The organism is Agrobacterium sp. rho-13.3 (assembly GCF_033957765.2).
GTDB lineage: Bacteria > Pseudomonadota > Alphaproteobacteria > Rhizobiales > Rhizobiaceae > Agrobacterium.
The window spans coordinates 1,745,708-1,766,512 of the sequence record NZ_CP192775.1; the positions used below are offsets into that span (position 1 = coordinate 1,745,708).

Here is a 20,805-nt window from a genome sequence, read left to right on the forward strand (position 1 = left end):
TATGCCCATCGCCAAACTCAAGCCTGCCAATGCGCCACGCGAGGAAATCGTTATCGCCCGACAGATGCACCAGGCGCTGGTCCTGCATTTCCTCGAAGGGCTAACGCAGGCGCAGATTGCCGACCAGCTCGGCATCTCGCACGCCACCGTGAACCGGCTGATCAAGCGCGGCCGCCAGCTGGGCCTCGTGGAGATCAAGATCAAGTCGCCGGTCGAGCCGCTGGTCGACATGGAAGAACGGCTTCTGGCTCTCGGCGGTATCGGCCGCGCCGTGGTGGTGCCGACCGTATCGGACAATCCGCAGACGGCGCTTCAGGCCGTTGGCGAGGCCGCAGCCCGGCTTTTGCTGGAAGAGATCACAGATGGCGATACGATCTGCATTACCGGCGGCAAGGGCGTCAGCGCCGTCGTGGCCGGATTGCAGGCGCAGCGCCGCTTCGATATCGAGGTCATCCCGGCAACGGGATGCGTCCAGGGCAAGCACTATACCGACGTCAACCATGTTTCGACGATGATGGCGGATCGTCTTGGCGGGCGTTCCTACCAGATCCATGCGCCGCTGTTTGCCGATAGTGCGGCCGAGCGCGGGATGCTGATCAACATGCGCTCTGTCGCCGATGTCTTCAAACGGGCGCGCGAGGCAAAGATCGCCGTGGTCGGCATCGGTTCGATCCTGTCGGACGACTCGAGCTATTACGACCTGCATCCGTCATCGAGCACCGACCGCGCGGCCATCGAGCGTTCCGGCGCTTCCTGCGAACTGCTGGCGCATCTGCTCGATGATCGCGGCCAGATCTGCGATTACAGCCTCAATCGTTCGCTGGTCTCGCTGACCCTTCCCGAATTCGCCTCGATTCCCACCAAGATCGGGGTGGCGAGCGGGCCGAACAAGGCGGGACCGATCCTCAGCGTTCTGAGAGGCAATCATCTGGATACGCTTGTCACCGACGAGGCAACGGGTGCGCGGGTACTGGCACTGGCGAATGGCGAAGGAAAATGGGCATGAGCGGGCAACAATTGACACGCGAGATCGGCACATCCGGCGTTTTCGCCTCGGCGGTGGGGCTCGGCACCTGGGCGATCGGCGGCTGGATGTGGGGCGGGACCGATGAAAAGGAATCCATTGCCGCAATCCAGGCCTCGCTTGATGCCGGCGTGACGCTGATCGACACAGCGCCTGCCTATGGGCTTGGACGCTCCGAGGAGATCGTCGGCAAGGCACTGGCCGGACGCCGCGACAAAGCCGTCATCGCCACCAAATGCGGCCTTGTCTGGCATACTCAAAAGGGTCGGCATTTCTTCGATCAGGACGGCAAGCCTGTGCACCGCTATCTCGGACGCGATGCGATCATGCACGAGGTCGAGGAAAGTCTGAAACGGCTCGGCACCGACCATATCGATCTCTACATCACCCACTGGCAGGACCCGACCACACCGGTCGAGGAGACGATGCGGGCGCTGGAAGATCTGCGTACATCCGGAAAGATCCGGGCGATCGGGGCCAGCAATGTCAGCAAGGACGATCTCCAGGCCTATATTGCCGTCGGTGGTCTCGATGCGATCCAGGAACGGTTCAGTATGATCGACCGCGAGATCGAGCAAGACCTTCTGCCGCTGACCAAGGTCAACGGTATTGCAACCCTCAGCTATTCGTCTCTGGCGCTCGGGTTGCTGTCGGGTACCATCGGTGCGGACCGGGTATTTTCCGGTGACGACCAGCGCAAGGACAATCCGCGCTTCTCGGTAGGCAACCGGCAGAAGGCAACGGCGCTTGCCGAAGCCATCCAGCCAGTCGCGGACAAACACGGCGCCAGCATCGCGCAGACCGTGATTGCCTGGACGCTGGCCCAGCCGGGCGTGACCTTTGCCCTGTGCGGCGCGCGCAATCCGGCACAGGCGACCGACAATGCAAGGGCCGGGACCATCCGGCTGGATGCTGTCGACCTTGCCGCCATCGATACGGCCATAACGGCGAAACTGACTGACATGGACAGGTAGCGGATCGCCATCATGAAACGTGAAGAGATATTGGACGGGCTCCGCCAGAGTTCGAAGGTGGACGTGTGTGTCATCGGTGGCGGCATCAACGGTATCAGCGTCTTTCGGGAGCTGGCGTTGCAGGGGCTGAGTGTGCTGCTGGTCGACAAGCACGATTATTGCTCGGGCGCCAGTTCAGCCCTGTCGCGCATGGTGCATGGCGGGCTTCGCTACCTGGAAAATGGTGAATTCAAGCTGGTGCAGGAATCACTGGTCGAGCGCGACCGGCTGTTGCGCAACGCGCCGCATTATGTCGCGCCGCTGCCGACGACGGTGCCGGTGTTCGACATCTTTTCCGGTCTCGGCAATGGCATCGTCCGGTTCCTGGGCCTCAGCCGCCGCCCAAGCCGCCGGGGTGCGATCGCTATCAAAACGGGCCTCAGCATCTATGATTTCCTGACGCGCAAGCGGGCGATGATGCCGCGCCACCAGTTTCGCGGCCGGCGCGCGACGCTGGAAAAATGGCCGGCACTCCATCCGGGCATCAAGAGTTCCGCCACCTATTTCGACGCCTGGGTCAGCCATCCGGAACGGCTGGGTATCGAGTTGCTACAGGATGGTCTGTCGTCAAACGTCGGCGCTGCGACGCTGAACTATGCGGAGCTGCGCCGCACGGAGGATGGCCAGTATCGTGTTGAGGACCACATCGGTGGCGCATCTCTGGCCATAGAACCGGCGCTGATTATCAATGCCACGGGCGGTTGGATCGATATCGCCAATCAAAGCCTGTTTTCTCCAGAGTCGCGGCCAGCGCCGCTGATGGGAGGCACCAAGGGCTCCCATCTGATCATCGATAATGACGCGCTGCGCACAGCCCTTGCCGATCATATGATCTATTACGAGAACGAGGACGGGAGGATTTGTATCCTGTTTCCCTATCTCGACAAGGTTCTGGTCGGCTCCACCGATATCCGCGTCGACGATCCGGAAACGGTACGTTGCGAGGCGGACGAGCGGGATTACATCCTGCAATCGCTCGCTTTCGTACTGCCGGATATCAAGATCAGGTCCGAGGAGATCGTCTTCCAATTTGCCGGCGTGCGGCCGCTGCCCGCCAGCACCGACAGCTTTACCGGCCGCATTCCGCGCGATCATTTCTGCACGGTCGTGGAACCCAGGGACTTTGGCCCGCCGGTGCTTTGTATGATCGGCGGCAAGTGGACGACGTTCCGCTCGTTCGGCGAAATGGCAGCCGATATGGCGCTGGAACGGCTTGGCCGTCGCCGTCAGTTGGCAACCACCGACCGGCCGATCGGCGGCGGGCGCGCGTTTCCGGCCAATGCGCCGGCCTGGCTTGCGGGTATCGCCACAAAAAGTGGCATTTCGGGCGCGCGGATGGCGGAGCTGTTTTCCCGATACGGCACGGACGCTGAGGCGGTCGCCACTTTTATTGCCGCAGCACCGGACCAGGCGATGCCGCATGTCGGTTACTCGGTGCGCGAATTGCAGTTCCTCATCCGCGAGGAAGCGGTCGAGCATCTCGACGATCTTTTGCTGCGCAGAACGACGCTGGCCGTTTTGGGCGAACTCTCGCTCGACATGATGGATGCCGTGCTCGATCTTTTGGCGCAGGAAAAGCGCTGGACGATGGCGCAGCGCGTCGGCGAGCGCGACCGTTTTCTCTCCCTTCTCACCGGGCGCCACGGCGTCGATCACGATACGCTTTCCGCAAGGAACGAACCAAGGAGTACACAATGCGACACACCAGCAAAGTCCGGATGAACCGGCTGTTCGGCAACGGCCGCTGCCTCGACGTAGCGATCGATCACGGCGTCTGCAACGAACCGGCTTTCCTCAACGGACTTGAGGATATCCAGGCCGTGGTGAACGCGCTCGTTTCTGCAGCACCGGACGCGATCCAAATGAATTACGGCCAGGCCGACCTGTTGCAGGACGTTCCCGGCAAGGACAAGCCGGCGCTCGTGATGCGCATCGACATGGGCAACCCATATAACCGCATCCGCCACCGCGACATGTGGGCGGTTTTGCAGAACGAGGCCGAGCCGCTGATCGGCGCGATCGAGATGGATGCGGCCTGCGTCGTCGTCAACCTGTTTATGCTGCCCGACGAGCCGGACCTGTTTCGCCAGTGCGTGCAGAACATTTCGCGCGTCAGGGCCGATTGCGACAAATATGGTATGCCGCTGATGATCGAGCCGCTGGTGATGCAGCCGGTCACGGAAAAGGGTGGCTACATGGTCGATGGCGATGCCGACAAGATTGTTACGCTGACGCGTCTTGCCCGCGAGATGGGTGCCGATATCGTCAAGGCAGATCCGACGGACAATCCGGAAGATTTCCACCGGGTGGTGGAAGCGGCACGCTGCCCGGTTCTCGTGCGCGGCGGCGGCAAGGAGGATCTCAGCGCGGTGTTTGATAAATCCGCGGCCTTGATGCGGCAGGGCGCAATGGGCATGGTCTATGGGCGCAACATCTATCAGCACGCCAATCCGAGTGCCGTGGTGCGCGGGCTGATGGCGATCATCCATAAGAACGTCAGCGGCGAAGAGGCTTTTGCTGTTTATCAGCAGGGGTAAGTGGTGAATTCACTTCTCCCCGCCGGGGAGAAGTGGGGATGGCGCTGGGCTTTCGGCCGGGAACCGCAAAACTGTCAGAGCCTTGGGAGGGGTTCAGAATGAAACACTATCTTTTGGGGCTCGATGCCGGAAACACTGTCATCAAGGCGGTGATTTTCGACGAGGCAGGCAACGAAATCGCGGCTGCTTCGGAAGAGGGGCATAGCCGCATGCCGAGCCCGGGGCATGTCGAGCGTGGTTTGGACGAGCTCTGGAACAATGCGCGGCAGGTTATTCGCGCGTGCATCGAAAAGGCGAAGATCCAGCCGGAGCAGATTGCCGCGATTGGTTGCGCCGGGCATGGCAACGGTCTCTATGCGCTGGATCGCGATGGGGCTCCGCTGCTTGGTATCCAGTCGATCGATACGCGGGCGGCCGGTCTGGTCGAGGAATGGCGCGGATCGGGCGTCGGCGAGCGGACCTATCCGATTGCCCGCCAGCGTCCGTGGCCATCACAGACGCCGACCCTGCTGGCTTGGCTGAAACGTCATCGGCCGGAGCAGTTCAGCCGCATCGGCACGGTATTCTTTTCCAAGGATTTCATCGTCAACCGCCTGACCGGCGCGCACGTCAGCGAAGTGTCGGACATGTCCGGCGCCGGGCTGCTCGATCTTGCCGCGCGCCGCTACGACCAGACGCTGATGGAGGCCTATGGCCTTGGAGACTGCATGCACCTTCTGCCGCCGCTGATCGAAAGCGCCGATATTGCCGGCACCGTGACGGAAGAGGTTGCCAGGCAGACCGGGCTTGCCGCCGGCACACCGGTGGTTGGCGGGCTGTTCGATGTCGTCGCTTCCGCGCTCGGCTCGGGCGTGACGCGCACCGGCAGTGCCTCGATCATCGCCGGGACATGGAGCATCAACCAGGTGATCATCGACCGTCCCGATCTCGACGGACCAGTGTTCATGTCCTCGACCTTCGATCGCAGCCGCTATATGGCGATGGAAAACAGTGCGACCTCGGCCACCAATCTCGAATGGCTGGTTAAGGAATTTTTTGAAGGCGCGCACAAGGAAGGGGTTTCGCCGTTTGATGCCGCTTGCGCGCTGGCAGGCGCAGTCGAGCCCTCGGCAGACGATCCGCTCTACCATCCCTATCTCTACGGCGCCCAGCAGGACGGCCATGCGCGCGCCGGGTTCTATGGCATTGCCGGCTGGCACACCAAGAAGCATCTCGTCCGGGCGCTGCTGGAAGGCGTTGCCTTCGGCCACCGAGCGCATGTCGAGACGATCCGCAAGTCGGGTGCGATATTCAACGAAGCCGTGCTGTCGGGCGGCGGGTCGCGCAGCCTGATCTGGCCGCAGATTTTTGCCGATGTGCTCGGCGTTCCCGTCACCGTCGCCCGCTCGCGCGAGACCGGCGCGCTGGGGGCCGCGATCGCGGCGGGAACCGGCGTCGGCATCTTCGCCGATTTCGCTGCCGGTGCTGCCGCCATGGTGCAGACCGAGCGGCATTATCGTCCGAACGTCTCGCTTGAGGCGCATTATTCCAGGCGCTACGCTCTCTATAACGATATTGCCGAAGCGATGGCGCCGCTGTGGCGGCGTCTGACGGCGGTGCAGCCCATTGTTGCAGGAGTGGCGGCGTGACCATGCGTTTGAATGATGCTGTGATCGATGCGGGGCGTTACGATTTCATCGTCGTCGGCGCCGGTTCTGCGGGGTGCGTTCTCGCCAACCGGCTCTCGGTCGATCCGAAGAACCGCGTGCTTTTGCTCGAAGCCGGCGGCACCGACCGGTATCACTGGGTGCATGTGCCGATCGGCTATCTCTATTGCATGGGCAATCCGCGCACCGACTGGATGATGAAGACGGCAGCCGAAGCCGGGCTGAACGGCCGGTCCTTGCCCTATCCGCGCGGCAAGGTGCTTGGCGGCTGCTCGTCGATCAACGGCATGATCTATATGCGCGGGCAGGCGGCGGATTATGACGGCTGGCGGCAGGCGGGCAATTCCGGCTGGGGCTGGGACGATGTTCTGCCCTATTTCCTGAAGTCCGAGGACAATTATCGCGGAAAGTCGCGCATGCATGGCGCGGGCGGCGAGTGGCGGGTGGAAAAACAGCGGCTGTCCTGGCCGATCCTCGACGCCTTTCGCGATGCGGCCGAAGAGCTTGGCATCCGCAAGACCGATGATTTCAACGATGGCGACAATGAAGGCTCGGGTTATTTCGAGGTCAACCAGCGCGGAGGACTGCGCTGGAACACCACCAAGGCCTTCCTGCGCCCGGCGATGAAGCGGGGCAATCTGCGCGTGCTGACCGGAGCCGAGACCGAGCGGCTGGAATTCGACGGTCGGGCGGTGACCGGCGTGCGCTTCCGGCTGAACGGGCAGATTCATGTTGCCCACGCCAACCGTGAAGTCGTGCTGTCTGCCGGGGCGATCAATTCGCCGAAAATCCTGGAGCTTTCCGGGGTCGGCCGTCCCGAGGTGCTTGCGGCTGCCGGATTGAACGTTGCCCATGATCTTCCGGGCGTCGGCGAGAACCTGCAGGATCATCTGCAAATCCGCACGGTGTTTCGCATCGAGGGCGCAAAGACCCTGAACCAGCTCTATCACAACCTGTTCACCCGGGCGGGCATGGGGCTCGAATATATGCTGCGCCGGTCCGGTCCCCTGTCGATGGCGCCGAGCCAGCTCGGTATCTTTGCCAAGAGCGATCCGGCGGTGGCAACTGCCGATCTGGAATATCACGTGCAGCCCTTGAGCACCGACCGGCTCGGTGAGCCGCTGCATCGATATCCCGCCGTGACCGTTTCCGTCTGCAACCTGCGGCCGGAAAGCAGGGGCACAGTGCATGTCGCCAGACCGGAGCTTGCCGCAGCCCCCGATATCCGGCCGAACTATCTTTCGACCGCAGGCGACCGGATCGTTGCGACCAATTCGATCCGTCACGCCCGCCGCCTGATGGATGCTGGTGCGATCCGAAAATTCCGGCCGCAGGAAATGCTGCCGGGCACGGAGTATCAGAGCGACGAGGACCTGATCCGCCGCGTCGGCGATATCGCCACGACGATCTTCCATCCGGTCGGCACCTGCAAGATGGGCAGCGACACGATGGCTGTGGTCGATCCGCAGTTGCGGGTGCACGGACTTTCGAAATTGCGGGTGGTCGATGCCTCGATCATGCCGACGATTGTTTCGGGCAATACCAATTCGCCGGTGATCATGATCGCGGAAAAGGCGGCCAATTTGATTTTAACTGGAGGCTGAGAGCCAATCCAAGGCCGTCCAGCCTGTTCTTTTAATGAGTGTTGATTGCCATCTTGCATTGAGCCCTTTTTTGACTTGCCATGCTCCAGTCTCAGGCGAGCATGAAAGGCGAGGGTCTATCTCAACCACTGGCATCCTGTGCTTCTGCGGTCCTTGGCAGAAAACAGAGGCTCCTGTGGTCGTTCCGCTCCATCTCGCTCGTCTTTGCAGCCGTGGCACATTCGATGGCCATCTGCAAAAACTCACCACCATGGGGGATATGGTCGGTGGTGTGGTTCTCGTTCGCGAAGCAGGCCTTAATGTCCGCATCGGTACCCGTGGTGGAACGGACATCCCCTGGATCGCCTGCGGATCACCATCTTTTCACCAGACGCCTAATCCGTTTTTTACTCACCCTGAGTCAAATTCAGATGTCGGCCCACCGACACGGCCATTGTCCGTCGGCTAACGCCCAATTTGGTGTAAATATTCTTCAGGTGAAACTTAACGGTGGCCTCCGAAAGTTTGAGTGTGCGAGCGATTTCCTTATTGCTACAGCCGTCCGTCAACAGCTTCAACACCGTTGTCTCCCTACCGCTGAGAAGCCCGCCTGAAGGCCCTTTCGCATTGTGTGCTGAGCGAACATTGATCGGGGTCTTTGGTTGGCGGCCAAAGCCATGGCCCGCGATGCGGCTCAAGAACTCTACGGCATCGACACTGAAGGCTTTCAGTCCGAAACGGCGGACGATTGCCCGTAAAGTGGTTGAAAACTCCTGACCTTCATCAATGAACATTTGTGTGACTTCGTGAACGCGAGCCAGTGCGATTGCCGATTGCAGATATGAAAGCGCTTGCTGCTGCTTGCCCGCTTTCCATGCCGCGCGCACGCCCAAGACTTCCGCAACCAGCCGATGATAACCCCGTCCGGAGCCGGTGCTTGCGGCGATCAATTCAATGAGTGTTTCGAGTGCCGTTTGCGCGTGTCCAAGAGCAAGTGCCAGGCGTGCCGCAGCGATCTCGTAGTCGTAAGCCTCCCTCCAAGTCCAGTCATCCGGCTCGGTTCTGGCCTTCAAGGCCGCCACCTTTTCACTGGCCTGTACTGCCGACTCGATCATGCCGACCCGGACAAGAAGATCGACGCGCATGATACCGGCGGCAATTTTCAATCGCGGCATCGCCCTTTCAACGGCCACCTCTTCGGCTTTGTCGATGGCTGCAATTGCGGTATCGAAACCGCTTACATGCAAGCGGCTGCGCGCCAGAAGCGAGAAAAGCCGTGTGAACAGGTCTACCCAGCTTTCGCCACGCACGAGAGGCTCGACGCATTCGCTCAGCATTTTTTCGACGAGGTGGACCTCGCCTTGATGGTAGAGCACGTCGGCGGAAGCAAGTCGCGCGATGGCCAGAAGGTTTCTATCGGTCCAGTGCGCGCTTTCGACCAGCGCTTCCGCTTCCCTGCAAAATTGTAACGCGGCTGAGAACTCGCCGCTGAGCGAGCCGACAAGCCCAAGGTGCACCAGCATGAACACTTGCGCGTAAACCGCCTTCTCTTCACGATAGTAGCTGAGTGCCTTGAGCGCAGAACGTCTGGCGGCTTCAAGCTCACCGAGCCGCGTGTAGACGATGCACAGGTGATTGTGAATCCAGGCCAGTTCCCACGTTTCATGGGGTGGTAGCGTCGCAGAAACCTGTTCCAGATGTCGGGCGTGAACAGCGTCTAACCGACGATCCACGTAGACATCAATCAAACTGTCAATGTGATCCAGGACGTCGCGGTTGACGGCTGCCAGTGCCGCGTCAGACCAGTCGTTGTTTTCTTTCAGTAGGTCCAGTCGCTCCCTTCCGGCCGTGGCGTTTCCACGCTTGGAAAGGACGACAGCATAACACACGACAAGGCGAGGAGAGGAATGCAGAACCTCTGGAGGAAAGTTATCGATCAGGTGTTCCAGCACCTTGTGTCCGGCACGCAGAAAGATATCGACGCCGCCCGCGTGATCGATGATCTCTTCGGCCATGCGGAAGTCACCGCTTTGGGCCGCATGAGAAACGGCCTTTTCCAGAAAGCCGCGGGTTGCAAACCATGTGGCGGCACGCCGGTGCAGGGCGTGGCGGTCGTCTTCCTGCGCGGTTGCTATATCCTTGTTGAGACAGGCGCGCAGGACGGGGTGAAGTGAAAGCCAACCGCTGGCACTTCGCTCAATGACAGGGTTGAGCGCCTCGAGAACGGCAAGATCGTCGGGCGATAGCGGCTCCGCGCCGAGGTCGGTTGCCAGATCCAGACGAAACTCGTCAAAGCCCGCCATTTTCTGGAGCGTATCGTACAGGGCAGGCGATAATTGGTCGATGATCGTTTCATGCACGAAACCCGCGATGTCCGCGTGCCGCTCGGTCAAAAGTGGCCTTTGGTCTTCCCGCAAAAGCGTGGCAGTTGGGATCCCTGCGGCAAGTTGCGCCAGCGCTGGCCAACCGCGCGTGACCTGCATGAGATGATCGATAGACGCTGCCGTCGATGAACGAGACAGCAGCCTTTGGAGTTCGGACCGCCCGAAAACCATTTCGCTTGCGGTGATTTCGCTCAGCGTGCCGCGTGCTTTTAACCGCGCAAGCGGTATCGGTGCTGGCAGGAAGGTTGCGCATGCGATGCACAGATTGTCGGGGGCGGACAGCATCATCTGTTCCAAAAGCCGTTGTTGCCCGGCTGCATCGACATTGTCGAGAAAGAGAAGTGTCACGCCATTGCGCCGACCGACCGTTTCCATCGTTTCCAGCAAAGCATTGCCTTGGCCTGTGATCTGAGGAAGAGCCAGCGCCCGCTGCAGATCAACGACGAAATCCTGCACTGATTCCAGCGCGGACAAACTCAGCCAGGAGCAGTGTATGGTAGATGTTTCACGCCCGCCCGGAAGACGCAGCGTTCCGGCAAGGATTCGATCATAGGCGGCCTTCATCAGCGCCGTCTTGCCAAAGCCCGGCGGCGCGCGCAAAACCACGATCTGGCGTGCCAACCCGTCCATAAGTTTCGACAGAAGGTAAGGACGCTCTATGCTGTTGAACAACATGCGCGGCGGTCGAAAGCGCAAGCTCGCTCTGGCGCTTTCGACACCACTCTCAACATAGGCCGCCTTTTCGTGCGCAGCAGGGTTTGTCATCGGCTTGCTCTGTTTTGACGGCAGGGCAGAACCTGCCTTTGTCTCCATCAGTTCCCGATGTGCTTCATCCGTCAAGCCCCCAAGGGTCTGTAGCTATGGGGAAGGCCGAAGGCGGAGGGGCCGAATACCGCAAGCGCTTCCGGCGTGCGCATGATCGGCGGCACCCTGACCGCGAGTACGTTGACGCGCTGGCCATAGCGAAGGCGTTCCGTCGTGATGGCTTCTGCCGTGTCTAAATCCAACACGGAGATCAGATCTGGTACGATGGCGAGCACCTTGCCGCCGTCTTCTTCCGCCACCAAATTTTCGTTCTGGATACGGATTTTCACCATTGGTTTCGATGGATCGAACGGTTCTATCGTCGCGATACCCACCGACCAACCGTTTTCCTCTTTGCGTTCCACATCGATGACTTTGCCGGATGCGATGATCTCGGCATGGCCGTAATGCGTCCCGGCAAAAAATGCGATGAGTGCTGCGACGGGGTCGTGATGCTTGTTGGCTGCCTCGCGCAACGTGCGGCCGATGCCGATGGCGAGCGACATGGTGGCGGGCACGGAAACCCGCTTCGCTGTTTTGCCGTCCATGCCGTAATTGACGATATAGGCCTGTCCACCCATGCGGATCGTCACGCCGCGTGCCAGCCACTCCGCCTTTGCGGCATCCTTGGTCTCGATCAGCACGCAGTTGCCGCGCTCGTCGGCGATGGCGACCGGACTGGCCGGAACGCCATAGACATTGAATGTTTCCATTTCGAGCTGCGGAAACGCCCTTCCCATTCCATCGGCGTCGATGACCGGTATGCGCTTTCTGGCGGCCATGATGATCGGGACCATCGAGTTGATACCGCCTGCCTCGAAGGGAATGAGCGCATCAACATCGATGTCGGTGTGATCCTCGTAGCTATCGAGTGCGAGGTCGCCTTCCTCGCCGGAGGGAATTTTCTCGATGAGGATCGTCGGTGCCCCCATCGCGCCACAGGCGACGATGGCTATCTCGTCAGGGACATCATCCAGAGGAACCAGATAGACGGGGCCGTATTTTTCGATAGCCGCCTTGGCGAGCAACTTGCCGATATAGGGGTCGCCACCGCCGCCTGTGCCCAGCAGGGCCGCACCGATAGCAAGGTCGTCGATATCCTGATCCGTTATGATGTTCATTTCAATCGATCTCCTCTATCGAGGTAAAAGGTTCTTTCAGTCCGAAGCAGGAGGGGCCGAAAACAGCGAGTGCTTCGGGCGTGCGCATGATCTCTGGCACAGAGACCGCAACTACGGTTACCCGCTGGCCATAGCGCAGGTTTTCGTTGGTGATCGGTTCTGCGGTTTCAGTGTTCATGATGCAGATCAGGTCCGGCACGATGGCTTTCACCTTGCCGTCGACACGGGCAATCAGGTTCTCGTTCTGGATTTCGATGTCCATCTGCGAGGAAAAAGGGGCAATGCCATCGATCCGCGCTCGTCCCATGGTGAAACCAGCCCGCGTTTCGCGCATGACGTCGATGATCTTGCCGGAAAAGATGATGCGGCCATAACGATAGAGTGTCGATGGCAGAAAACCGAGCAGAGCCTCTATGGGATTACGGTGCTCGTCATGCGCCTTGCGCAGCACCTCTCCGATACGAATGGCAAGCGTCAGCGTGTTGGGAATGGCGGTTCGTTTCACCTCGGCACCGCTCATCGAATATTCGGCGATATAGGCGCAGCCACCCATCCGCATCGCAACGGCCCGCGACAGCCACTCCATCTGGCGGTTGTCGACAGCCTCGATCAGAGCGGTATCACCCCATTCGTTGCTGACCACCATTGGTGAGCCGGAAATGCCATAGACGCCGAAGGTTTCCATTTCGAGATAGGGGAAAGCGCGACCCATTCCGTCGGCATCGACAATGGGCAGGCCAAGCCTAGCGCCAACGACCAAGGGAATGGTGGAGTTGATGCCGCCGATCTCGATCGGCATCGTAAAATCGGCTTTTCTATCGAGCCGTTTTTCCAACCGGTGGAGCGAGGCAATGGCTTCCTCTCCGGACGGTATCTTTTCCACCAGCACAGTCGGAGCGCCCATCATGGCAGTGGGAATGACGAGGCTATTGTCGGGTATATCCTGCGGGTCGATCAATTCGACCTCACAGCCTTCATCAAGGCACTGCTGCACCATCAGCCGACCGACATAGGGGTCGCCTCCGCCACCCGTGCCGAGAAAAGCGGCGCCTACGGCCAGATCGGCCAGATGTTCGCGTGTGAGTTTCATCTTGAGGTTCCTCAGCCAATCACCAGGTCGCCGACCGCCTTGACGCGGATACGCGTGGCACTGCCCGGCAGATAAGCGAGCGGAACCTCTTCGATATCCATGATCTTGACGGATGCCGGATCGGCGCCGGCCTTGACTGCGCGCTCCGAAGCCTCCGCCTTGGCCCCGGCCAGGACGATGTCGCGCGATGTGCCTTCCAGGGAGAAGATACGATCAACCTCTCCCCCGACCTGGGCGATGGCTGCGCCGATGGCGTTTGCGACGGACGCGTTTTCAGGTCTGATAACCTTTGAGGCCGACGGCAGATCACGCGAAACGAGAATGGAGCCACCGCCAACGAGGATGACGGGAAGCGGATCGGCGCTTGTCTTCATACGATCGACCGCTTCGTCCACCATCCGGTGCATGGTGGCAAGTGCCGCTTCTATGGTGCTGGCGGGAATATGGGCAACGCGTGACCGGTCACCGATATCCTCCAGCCCGGCTGCCACGACGATGTCCGTGGTGGTCAGGGTATCCCCGCCGAATACCATTGCTTTAGACGTGATTTCATAGCCGACGGAATCGGGGCCGATACGGGTGCCGTCATCGCGCACCAGGGAGCCACCGCCAAGGCCGATTGCCAGCACGTCAGGCATGCGGAAGTTGGTGCGAACACCGCCAATATCGACTGCAACCGCGGATTCACGCGGAAAGCCCTGCATCAACATCCCCACATCGGACGTCGTTCCGCCGATATCGACCACCATGGCCTCTTTCTCGCCAGCCAGCAGGGCCGCGCCGCGCATGGAGTTGGTTGGTCCCGAGGCGAAGGTTAGCACCGGATAACGTTCGACATAATCGGGTGCCATCAGCGTTCCATCGTTCTGGCTGACGTAGAACGGTGCTGTGATCGACAGTTCCTGAAGGGCCTCGCGGAAGGACGACACAACCTTTTTAGACAGATCGGCCAGCGACGCGTTCATGATCGAGGCGTTTTCACGCTCCAGGAAACCGACGCGACCGATTTCATGACTGAGCGAAAGAGCGATGCCGGGCACTTCTTCTCGCAGGATTTCAGCGGCGCGAAGCTCCATTTCCGGTGTCACTGGCGAAAATACCGAGGTCACGGCAGCGGTCGTCAGGCCGCGCTCACGGATGATGCGCGCAACGTCCATCAATCCTTTTTCGTCAAGCGGCGCTATCTTGCGGCCATCGAATTCATGACCGCCGTGCAGCATAAATGTGTGACGACCGAGCGTATCTGCAAGGTCTTTCGGCCAGTCGGTCAGGGGTGGCAGCCCCTTGGTTGCGGGCAGACCAAGCCTGATGGCTGCAACTTCAAGCAGGCGTTTGCGCTCCACGACGGCATTGGTGAAATGGGTGGTGCCAATCATCACAGCCTGAATTTGCGAGACCGACACCCCCGTCATGGCCAGCAGTTTCTTCATGACCGCGACGATGCCGGAGCCGACATCCGCTGTCGTCGGGCTTTTGCAAGCACCAAGAACGGCCGCTCCGTCCATCAAGGCAGCGTCCGTGTTGGTGCCACCCACGTCAATCCCTATACGCATCTCTTCTCCTGACTTGTCTTTAGACAATGCAAGGTCGTTGCGCGGGCATGTGCCCAAACGCTGCGTTCTCGCATCAATGGTTGGTTTCGGCGATTGCGGCCCTTAGGCCATCAATGCCTCCGATCTTTCCGGGTCCCAGGTCACGCCAACCGCCTGTCCGGGCGAAAGCCGTTCCACATGGGACTGGTTTTGTCGCTCGGCGATGATCTCCTTGGTGCCGATGGAGAGCCGGTAGCGGACCAGCGCTCCCTGATAGGTTTCGGAAATCACGGTTGCCGGCAGGCCGGTACCAGCGTCACCCACGATCACATTTTCCGGGCGCACGACCAGCTTGACGTTGGTTCCTGTGGCAATATCAGCCGATGGCGCACGGGTCAGCGCGGTGAAGTCCGCGAAACCGACACTCATGCGCTCGCCGTCCCGTCCTTTGACGGTGACGTCGATCACATTCGACTGGCCGATGAAGGTGGTGACGAACAGCGTCTTCGGGCGTTCATAAATTTCCTGCGGCGTTCCAACCTGTTCGACACGGGCTTTCTGCATCACGCCGATACGGTCGGACATGGTCAGCGCCTCATCCTGATCGTGTGTGACATAGACCGTGGTGATGCCGAGCTTTTTCTGCAAATCCTTGATCCAGTACTTCATTTCCTCGCGCAAAGCCTTGTCGAGCGCCGAAAGGGGCTCGTCCAGCAGAAGAATGCGTGGTTCGGTCACCAGCACGCGCGCCAGTGCAACGCGCTGCTGCTCGCCTCCGGAAAGCTGGCGTTGGTAGCGGTTTTCATAGCCGACGAGACCAACCTGGCCCAATGCGAAGGCCACGGCCTTATCGATCTCGGCGGGTGATTTTTTCCGAAGTTTGAGGCCGAAACCGATGTTTTCGGCGACGTTCATGTGGGGAAAGATCGCGTAGTTCTGGAACACGATGCCGATATCACGCTTTTCCGGTGGCAGCCGTGTGACATCGTCCGAGCCGATCAGAATCTGGCCTGCACTCGGACGTATGAAGCCTGCAATCATGCGCAGGGTCGTTGACTTGCCGCAGCCGGACGGACCAAGCAGGGAAAAGAATTCCCCCTGCTTGATGTGCAAATCTATGCCTGCAACAGCAATGGTGCTGCCATATGATTTGACGAGATTTTTTAACTGGATATCCGACATCGCTCTACATTTCCCGTGTGACCGTTGGCAGGCGGCCGCGTTACGCGGCTGCCTGTTACTTTGTCTGTCTTGCTCAGCCTGCGAAGATTTCGTTCACAGTCTCGACGATCTCGTCTTCGTTCTCCAGATAGGCCTTCCAGTCGGGCAGCCAGAAATCCTTGATGGCGTCCGCACTGTTGATGATCCCGGCCTTCGTAAGATTGTCGGGTAAAACGGCATTCGATACGGTTGGACGCAGATAGAATTCCTTGCCCATATTGGTCATGAAGGACGGTTCCAGCGCACGGTTCAGCAACGCGTAGGCCAGTTTTTTTTGCGTAGGCTCGGAGTAGCGGCTGATTGTGTATGTCTGCGTCAGGATCGGCTGCAACTCTTTCCAGTACATCACAGCGAAAGGCGCGCCTTTGTCGTGCGCCTGCATGGGTTCGGCGTCGCTCTGCACGGCGATGATCACCTCGCCACGGTCCATCAGCGTCTGCATGTTGCCGGTGAAGTCTGAAATCTTGGCGGGCATCAATGCACGCATCGCTTCGTAACCGGCCTTCAGATCATACTGATCCTTGCCGAACAGGCTACAGGCAACGAGGAAGAAGTCCATCTGCAAAGTGTTGGAGGTGATGTAGGTTCCGCGCTTGCCGGCAAATTCCGGCTTCCACATATCCTTGAAACTGGTCGGCGGCGGATTGACGAGGTCGGTGCGGTAGGCATGGACATACTGGTTGAACGCCCAGGTCACGCCGACACCGTTTGATGTTGCAAATGGCCAGAGGTTCTTGCCGTTGGGAAGGTTCGGAAGGATTTCTTCGATCGTGTGGAAGAAATCACCCGCTGCCGCGGTCTTGAACATTTCCGGCAGGTTCCAGTTGGTCACGTCGAGCGGTGGCTTCTGCGGGCCGTTCGCCACGAATTTCGGGAACCACGGCCAGGTGGAATCGTATTCGATCTTGCAGTTGAAATCCTTGGCAAAGTCCGTGAGCAGGTATTTGTGAACGAGTTCACCCCATGGGCCACCCCATTCACCGATGCGCAGCACCGCACCGCCGGCGTCGAAGACGGAGCCGTCATAGGTCACATCCTTCGAGAAGGCGTGATTGATGTTGAACAGCGGCAGGGTGGCTGCTGCGGCACCCAGTTTCAGAAGTTTGCGGCGATTGGGATCGAATGTCTTTCCAGTCATGTCCATGTTCCCCTTTTTTAAACTTATGGATGCGGCACAGGCGTTCCAGTCTCTGGCGGTCTTTCAACCGCCGAAGATGCGTTTCAGATTGACGAGTTTCGAGGTCGCAATCATCGAGACAACCACCAGGAGGATCGCGAAGATGCCAGCTGCTGCGGCTGTCGGCTCAAAAGCGTAGCGAAGCGCCACATACATCGTCATCGGCAGCGTCTGGAGGTTTGGCGAGGATAGAAACAATGTCACCTCGAACTGGCCGAAAGAGATAATGAAGGCGAAGATCGTCCCTGCCGAAATGGCTGGCGCAATGATTTTCAGCGTTATCAGCCGGAAGGCCGTGAACGGTGAGGCACCGAGCGAACGGGCCGCCTCTTCCAAACTGCGGTCGAATCCGACGAGGGATGCGGTGACTGTCGCGATCACGAACGGGCAGGTGACGATGACGTGGCCGATGACGAGACCGGTCAGGCTGCGTGCCAAGCCAATGCCGCTGGTGACATAAAAAACGTAGAGCGCGAGGCCGAGGACCACGCCCGGAAGCACGATCGGCATCATGAAAAATGCCCGCAACATTCCAACCAAAGTGCCGGACGCGCGAGACAGGAAGAGGGCTGCCATGGTGCCGAGCACTGTGGATATCGCTGTCGAGATCGCAGCGACGAGAAAAGAGACACCATAAGCCGACAGGAATGTTGGTGACGTCAGGAAGGCATAAACCCATCGCAGTGAAAAGCCCTGCGGTGGAAACGTCAGATAGTCTCCAGAATTCAGCCCTGCCAGCACCACGATGACAACAGGCACAAGCAGAATGGTGAGCGTTAGAAGCGATATGACCCTGAAGATCAACGGAATGGCTGGTTCGTCGCGCATCAGCTGCGTCCTCCCGTAGTGCGCATCGCGACGCGCTGGTAGACAGCTATTGCCATGAGGCTGGAGACGAAAAGAACGACGGCAATAGCAGCGCCGAACTGCCAACGTCCTGTTTCCGCGACCTGCTGATAGATGTGGATCGGCATGACCATGACCTTCCATCCTCCCATCAGCGCGGGAACAACGTAGGATGAGATGGCAAGCGCGAAGACGAGCAGAGTTCCTGCGAGGATTCCGGGCATGGAGAGAGGCAGCACAATCGAGGAAAACGCCTTCGCACGGGATGCCCCCAGTGATCGGGCGGCTTCTTCGAGCGAAGGGTGGATGGACTTGATGATGCCGATCAGCGACAGAACCATAAACGGTAGGGTAATCTGCACAAGGCCGACCACGACGCCGAAGGTGTTGTACATCAACGGCAGCGGTGCTGAGATGATGCCCAGCTTGATGAGACCTCCATTGATGAGGCCGTTGTCGCCAAGCAGGACCATAAGCCCATAGAGCCTGATCACCATGTCGAGTTGCATGGACGATAGCACGAGGATCATCAAAAGCGCGTTGCGGCCGGGGCTGACGGTCTTGGCAATGACATAAGCGAGTGGATAACCGAAGACGAGGCACACAAGCGAGACGACCGCGGCAATGCCGACGGAGCGCAAGATCGACTCGTAGTAGATCGAGCGTGTGAAGATGCGCACGAAATTGTCGAATGTGATGACGCTTGAAAGGCTGATAACGCCCGCTGTGGATTTGTTGAAGGCGAGTGCGAAAAGCGATGCGGTGGGTACGACGAAAAAGACAGTGAAGAACAGGAACGCTGGAAGGACCAGCAACCAGAAGAGGCTACCGGAAAACAGGCGGTCTCTAAGCCTGGCGCCAACAGGCACTGTGCTCCTTTCCGCTGTGTTGGTCATTGCGCTGGCTGCCATATCCTGATCCCGTTCGTTATTATTCAGTTGCACACGGCAGCATGGCATCATGCAGCGAGTCGTAACCGATCAATAGTTTTTCCGGTGGTTCCGGGTAGGTCGTTTTGCTCTGCGAGAGACCCGCACGGACCAAGCCTGCGGCAATGAAAATTGCGGTGGGTATCGGATCAATGACGGGAACGTCTATTCCTTGAGCGAGAAGACCGGCCCGCAACCCGGCAGCGCACCCCATCAACCCTGTACAGCCGAAGACAAGCGCTTCTGCCCCATCCTCCTCGACGGCCTTGCGGCCTTCCTCAATCAACCGGCGCAGCGTTTCTTCCAAATCCTCTTCCAGAGCGAGAACGGGAATATCGACGCTACGCACTGACGCCAGCTTGGTGGAAAGACCGCAAAGAGCTGCTGTATTCTCGAAGGATGGCTTTAAGCGCCGCATGACCGTGATGACGGAAAATTTGTGACCGAGCATGGCGGCAATGTGCATTCCAGTCTGTGCCGGGCCGACGACAACCATATCCGTGATTTCACGTGCTGGCCTAACACCTGGGTCGCCCATGCAGTCTATAATCACCGCATCAACACCATCCCTGTCAGCTTTTCTGACCTCGATCAGTGTGCCAGGCACGGAAATAGCGGCTTCGAATTCGCTTTCAATCGAACCGGGACCTGTGGCGATCTCGACATGGGAAAGCGTAAGACCCGGATATTCGAGAGCCTTAAGGTCCGCCAGTTTGCGAAACCCTTTGGTCACAATGGGTGAAATCACGCGGACGCAAATCGTATTCGGCTTCATTCCCCACCTCGTCCCGTATGTCTTGGTGGCTAACGGTGCACTACCTTTTCCCCCAACAAAAGGGCAACGGCGAATAGGGTGCCCACTGTTTCGGATGGGTAGTCCTCAGACAAAAACAATCGTGAACCTATACTTTCGAACAGGCGTGTCTGCTCAAAGTGTATGCGAAATAATGAATTGATGAAATTATACGCAACGGTGGCATCCCAAAAATGAGCCGAAATGAATCAAGTTCAAAGACGACTTTGCGAGCAGTCCTGATGCTCAGACATGACGATCGAGATCAATTGTGGGAGTGAAAATCAACGGACGCATGCTTTTCACCCGTATTTGCTTCAAAAATTGACATGCCGCGGCCAACAGAGTGGTCCGGTTCGATTTGAAAGACATGCTGTCTGTTCGATAACGTCTGGATCCGCTTTCCAATCTACAGCGATGCGACCTTGCCCGCCGTTAACTCGGAGTCTTGCTCGTATGCTCTCCGGCAATGCGCCTGACTTGGCCGGTAGCTGCATCGAGAATGGCTTGCGACAGGTCCTCGTCTTCCATGATCCGGGAGAGCGTAACCGCGCCAACCATGAGGGACAGTATCGCCATCGCCTTGCTACTGGCATCGGAGGTTTTGGCACCGCCCACCAGTTCCTCAAGCACCTCGAAATGAGCCCGCACGCCATCCTCGAACGGGCGCCTGACCTCTGCGTTTTGCCGTGCAGCGTCCGATCCCAACGCCACCAAAGGGCAGCCTTCCGCCTTTTCGCCCATGTGGTCTGTCGATAAATAGAACGCCATCACAGCTTCAAGCGCATCGTCATTGTCTGAAGCAGCAGCAGACCATCTGCGCGTTGCGCTTTCCATCGCCCGCCTGGATGCGAGTGCTGCGAGGTCGTCTTTCGACGCAAACTGTTTGTAAAACCCACCTTGGGTCAGGCCGGCACCTTTCATCAGGTCCTTCAGTCCAATGCCATCGAAGCCATGCTCACGAAATAGGCGGCTCGCGACATCGATCACCCTGTCCCGATTTTCTTCAGCCTGTGCGCGGCTCACTCTCATGATGATCTCCAATTAGATTTCGATTGACATCTATATTGCAAATAGAGTTAGGTCGCAATCTAATTTGTTTGGA

The 20,805-nt window shown here is 59.0% G+C and carries 16 protein-coding genes; 6 read left to right on the forward strand and 10 right to left on the reverse strand.

From position 1 onward, the window contains the following. The first annotated feature begins 1 nt into the window (after window position 1). The 6 genes from RMR16_RS22735 to RMR16_RS22760 all read left to right on the forward strand — a co-directional run bounded on the left by RMR16_RS22735 (window position 2) and on the right by RMR16_RS22760 (window position 7,824). Window positions 2-1,006 (forward strand): sugar-binding transcriptional regulator, encoded by a 1,005-nt coding sequence (locus tag RMR16_RS22735; RefSeq protein WP_320197879.1) that lies wholly within the window; start codon window positions 2-4, stop codon window positions 1,004-1,006. Beyond that, the gene (locus RMR16_RS22740; RefSeq protein ID WP_320197880.1) at window positions 1,003-1,998 is read left to right on the forward strand and encodes an aldo/keto reductase; all 996 of its coding nucleotides are present in this window, start codon (window positions 1,003-1,005) and stop codon (window positions 1,996-1,998) included. Before RMR16_RS22735 ends, RMR16_RS22740 begins: the two co-directional genes overlap by 4 nt. A 12-nt stretch (window positions 1,999-2,010) precedes the next feature. Continuing rightward, window positions 2,011-3,759: a glycerol-3-phosphate dehydrogenase/oxidase gene (locus tag RMR16_RS22745; protein WP_320197881.1), complete on the forward strand. Its 1,749-nt coding sequence runs from the start codon at window positions 2,011-2,013 to the stop codon at window positions 3,757-3,759. Further along, on the forward strand, window positions 3,732-4,574 hold the full coding sequence (locus RMR16_RS22750; protein WP_432355303.1) for a class I fructose-bisphosphate aldolase: 843 nt from the start codon (window positions 3,732-3,734) through the stop codon (window positions 4,572-4,574). Before RMR16_RS22745 ends, RMR16_RS22750 begins: the two co-directional genes overlap by 28 nt. 98 nt (window positions 4,575-4,672) lie before the next feature. Beyond that, window positions 4,673-6,202, forward strand: coding sequence for an FGGY-family carbohydrate kinase (locus RMR16_RS22755; RefSeq protein ID WP_320197882.1), 1,530 nt, complete (start codon window positions 4,673-4,675; stop codon window positions 6,200-6,202). A 2-nt stretch (window positions 6,203-6,204) separates the two neighbouring features. Beyond that, a complete protein-coding gene (locus RMR16_RS22760) occupies window positions 6,205-7,824 on the forward strand; it encodes a GMC family oxidoreductase (protein WP_320198012.1) in 1,620 nt (539 codons plus the stop codon). A 386-nt stretch (window positions 7,825-8,210) separates the two neighbouring features. Here RMR16_RS22760 and RMR16_RS22765 read toward each other — a convergent pair whose 3' ends face one another. From RMR16_RS22765 to RMR16_RS22810, 10 genes are all read right to left on the reverse strand, one after another. Further along, a complete protein-coding gene (locus tag RMR16_RS22765; RefSeq protein WP_320197883.1) occupies window positions 8,211-11,000 on the reverse strand; it encodes a LuxR C-terminal-related transcriptional regulator in 2,790 nt (929 codons plus the stop codon). Between the two features lie 23 nt (window positions 11,001-11,023). Further along, the gene (locus tag RMR16_RS22770; protein WP_320197884.1) at window positions 11,024-12,112 is read right to left on the reverse strand and encodes a DUF917 domain-containing protein; all 1,089 of its coding nucleotides are present in this window, start codon (window positions 12,110-12,112) and stop codon (window positions 11,024-11,026) included. Window position 12,113: 1 nt separating this feature from the next. After that, on the reverse strand, window positions 12,114-13,202 hold the full coding sequence (locus RMR16_RS22775) for a DUF917 domain-containing protein (protein WP_320197885.1): 1,089 nt from the start codon (window positions 13,200-13,202) through the stop codon (window positions 12,114-12,116). Window positions 13,203-13,213: 11 nt separating this feature from the next. Next, window positions 13,214-14,755: a hydantoinase/oxoprolinase family protein gene (locus tag RMR16_RS22780; RefSeq protein ID WP_320197886.1), complete on the reverse strand. Its 1,542-nt coding sequence runs from the start codon at window positions 14,753-14,755 to the stop codon at window positions 13,214-13,216. 102 nt (window positions 14,756-14,857) lie between these two features. Further along, the gene (locus RMR16_RS22785) at window positions 14,858-15,916 is read right to left on the reverse strand and encodes an ABC transporter ATP-binding protein (protein WP_320197887.1); all 1,059 of its coding nucleotides are present in this window, start codon (window positions 15,914-15,916) and stop codon (window positions 14,858-14,860) included. Window positions 15,917-15,989: 73 nt separating this feature from the next. Further along, complete coding sequence (locus RMR16_RS22790) at window positions 15,990-17,093, reverse strand: ABC transporter substrate-binding protein (RefSeq protein ID WP_320197888.1); 1,104 nt, start codon at window positions 17,091-17,093, stop codon at window positions 15,990-15,992. Window positions 17,094-17,156: 63 nt separating this feature from the next. Further along, window positions 17,157-17,960 (reverse strand): ABC transporter permease, encoded by an 804-nt coding sequence (locus tag RMR16_RS22795; RefSeq protein WP_320197889.1) that lies wholly within the window; start codon window positions 17,958-17,960, stop codon window positions 17,157-17,159. Continuing rightward, window positions 17,960-18,889, reverse strand: a complete 930-nt coding sequence (locus RMR16_RS22800) for an ABC transporter permease (RefSeq protein WP_320197890.1) — start codon at window positions 18,887-18,889, stop codon at window positions 17,960-17,962. Before RMR16_RS22800 ends, RMR16_RS22795 begins: the two co-directional genes overlap by 1 nt. Before the next feature lie 19 nt (window positions 18,890-18,908). After that, complete coding sequence (locus RMR16_RS22805) at window positions 18,909-19,682, reverse strand: aspartate/glutamate racemase family protein (protein ID WP_320197891.1); 774 nt, start codon at window positions 19,680-19,682, stop codon at window positions 18,909-18,911. Window positions 19,683-20,135: 453 nt separating this feature from the next. Next, the gene (locus tag RMR16_RS22810; protein ID WP_320197892.1) at window positions 20,136-20,732 is read right to left on the reverse strand and encodes a TetR/AcrR family transcriptional regulator; all 597 of its coding nucleotides are present in this window, start codon (window positions 20,730-20,732) and stop codon (window positions 20,136-20,138) included. Window positions 20,733-20,805 lie beyond the last annotated feature (73 nt).

Bases quoted from the DNA above. Each gene is read 5' to 3' on its own strand.
- RMR16_RS22790 (WP_320197888.1), bottom strand. From the start codon at position 17,093: ATGACTGGAAAGACATTCGATCCCAATCGCCGCAAACTTCTGAAACTG.
- RMR16_RS22750 (WP_432355303.1), top strand. From the start codon at position 3,732: ATGCGACACACCAGCAAAGTCCGGATGAACCGGCTGTTCGGCAACGGC.
- RMR16_RS22810 (WP_320197892.1), bottom strand. From the start codon at position 20,732: ATGAGAGTGAGCCGCGCACAGGCTGAAGAAAATCGGGACAGGGTGATC.
- RMR16_RS22760 (WP_320198012.1), top strand. From the start codon at position 6,205: ATGCGTTTGAATGATGCTGTGATCGATGCGGGGCGTTACGATTTCATC.
- RMR16_RS22740 (WP_320197880.1), top strand. From the start codon at position 1,003: ATGAGCGGGCAACAATTGACACGCGAGATCGGCACATCCGGCGTTTTC.
- RMR16_RS22785 (WP_320197887.1), bottom strand. From the start codon at position 15,916: ATGTCGGATATCCAGTTAAAAAATCTCGTCAAATCATATGGCAGCACC.
- RMR16_RS22805 (WP_320197891.1), bottom strand. From the start codon at position 19,682: ATGAAGCCGAATACGATTTGCGTCCGCGTGATTTCACCCATTGTGACC.
- RMR16_RS22800 (WP_320197890.1), bottom strand. From the start codon at position 18,889: ATGGCAGCCAGCGCAATGACCAACACAGCGGAAAGGAGCACAGTGCCT.
- RMR16_RS22795 (WP_320197889.1), bottom strand. From the start codon at position 17,960: ATGCGCGACGAACCAGCCATTCCGTTGATCTTCAGGGTCATATCGCTT.
- RMR16_RS22780 (WP_320197886.1), bottom strand. From the start codon at position 14,755: ATGCGTATAGGGATTGACGTGGGTGGCACCAACACGGACGCTGCCTTG.
- RMR16_RS22770 (WP_320197884.1), bottom strand. From the start codon at position 12,112: ATGAACATCATAACGGATCAGGATATCGACGACCTTGCTATCGGTGCG.
- RMR16_RS22775 (WP_320197885.1), bottom strand. From the start codon at position 13,202: ATGAAACTCACACGCGAACATCTGGCCGATCTGGCCGTAGGCGCCGCT.
- RMR16_RS22735 (WP_320197879.1), top strand. From the start codon at position 2: ATGCCCATCGCCAAACTCAAGCCTGCCAATGCGCCACGCGAGGAAATC.
- RMR16_RS22755 (WP_320197882.1), top strand. From the start codon at position 4,673: ATGAAACACTATCTTTTGGGGCTCGATGCCGGAAACACTGTCATCAAG.
- RMR16_RS22765 (WP_320197883.1), bottom strand. From the start codon at position 11,000: ATGGAGACAAAGGCAGGTTCTGCCCTGCCGTCAAAACAGAGCAAGCCG.
- RMR16_RS22745 (WP_320197881.1), top strand. From the start codon at position 2,011: ATGAAACGTGAAGAGATATTGGACGGGCTCCGCCAGAGTTCGAAGGTG.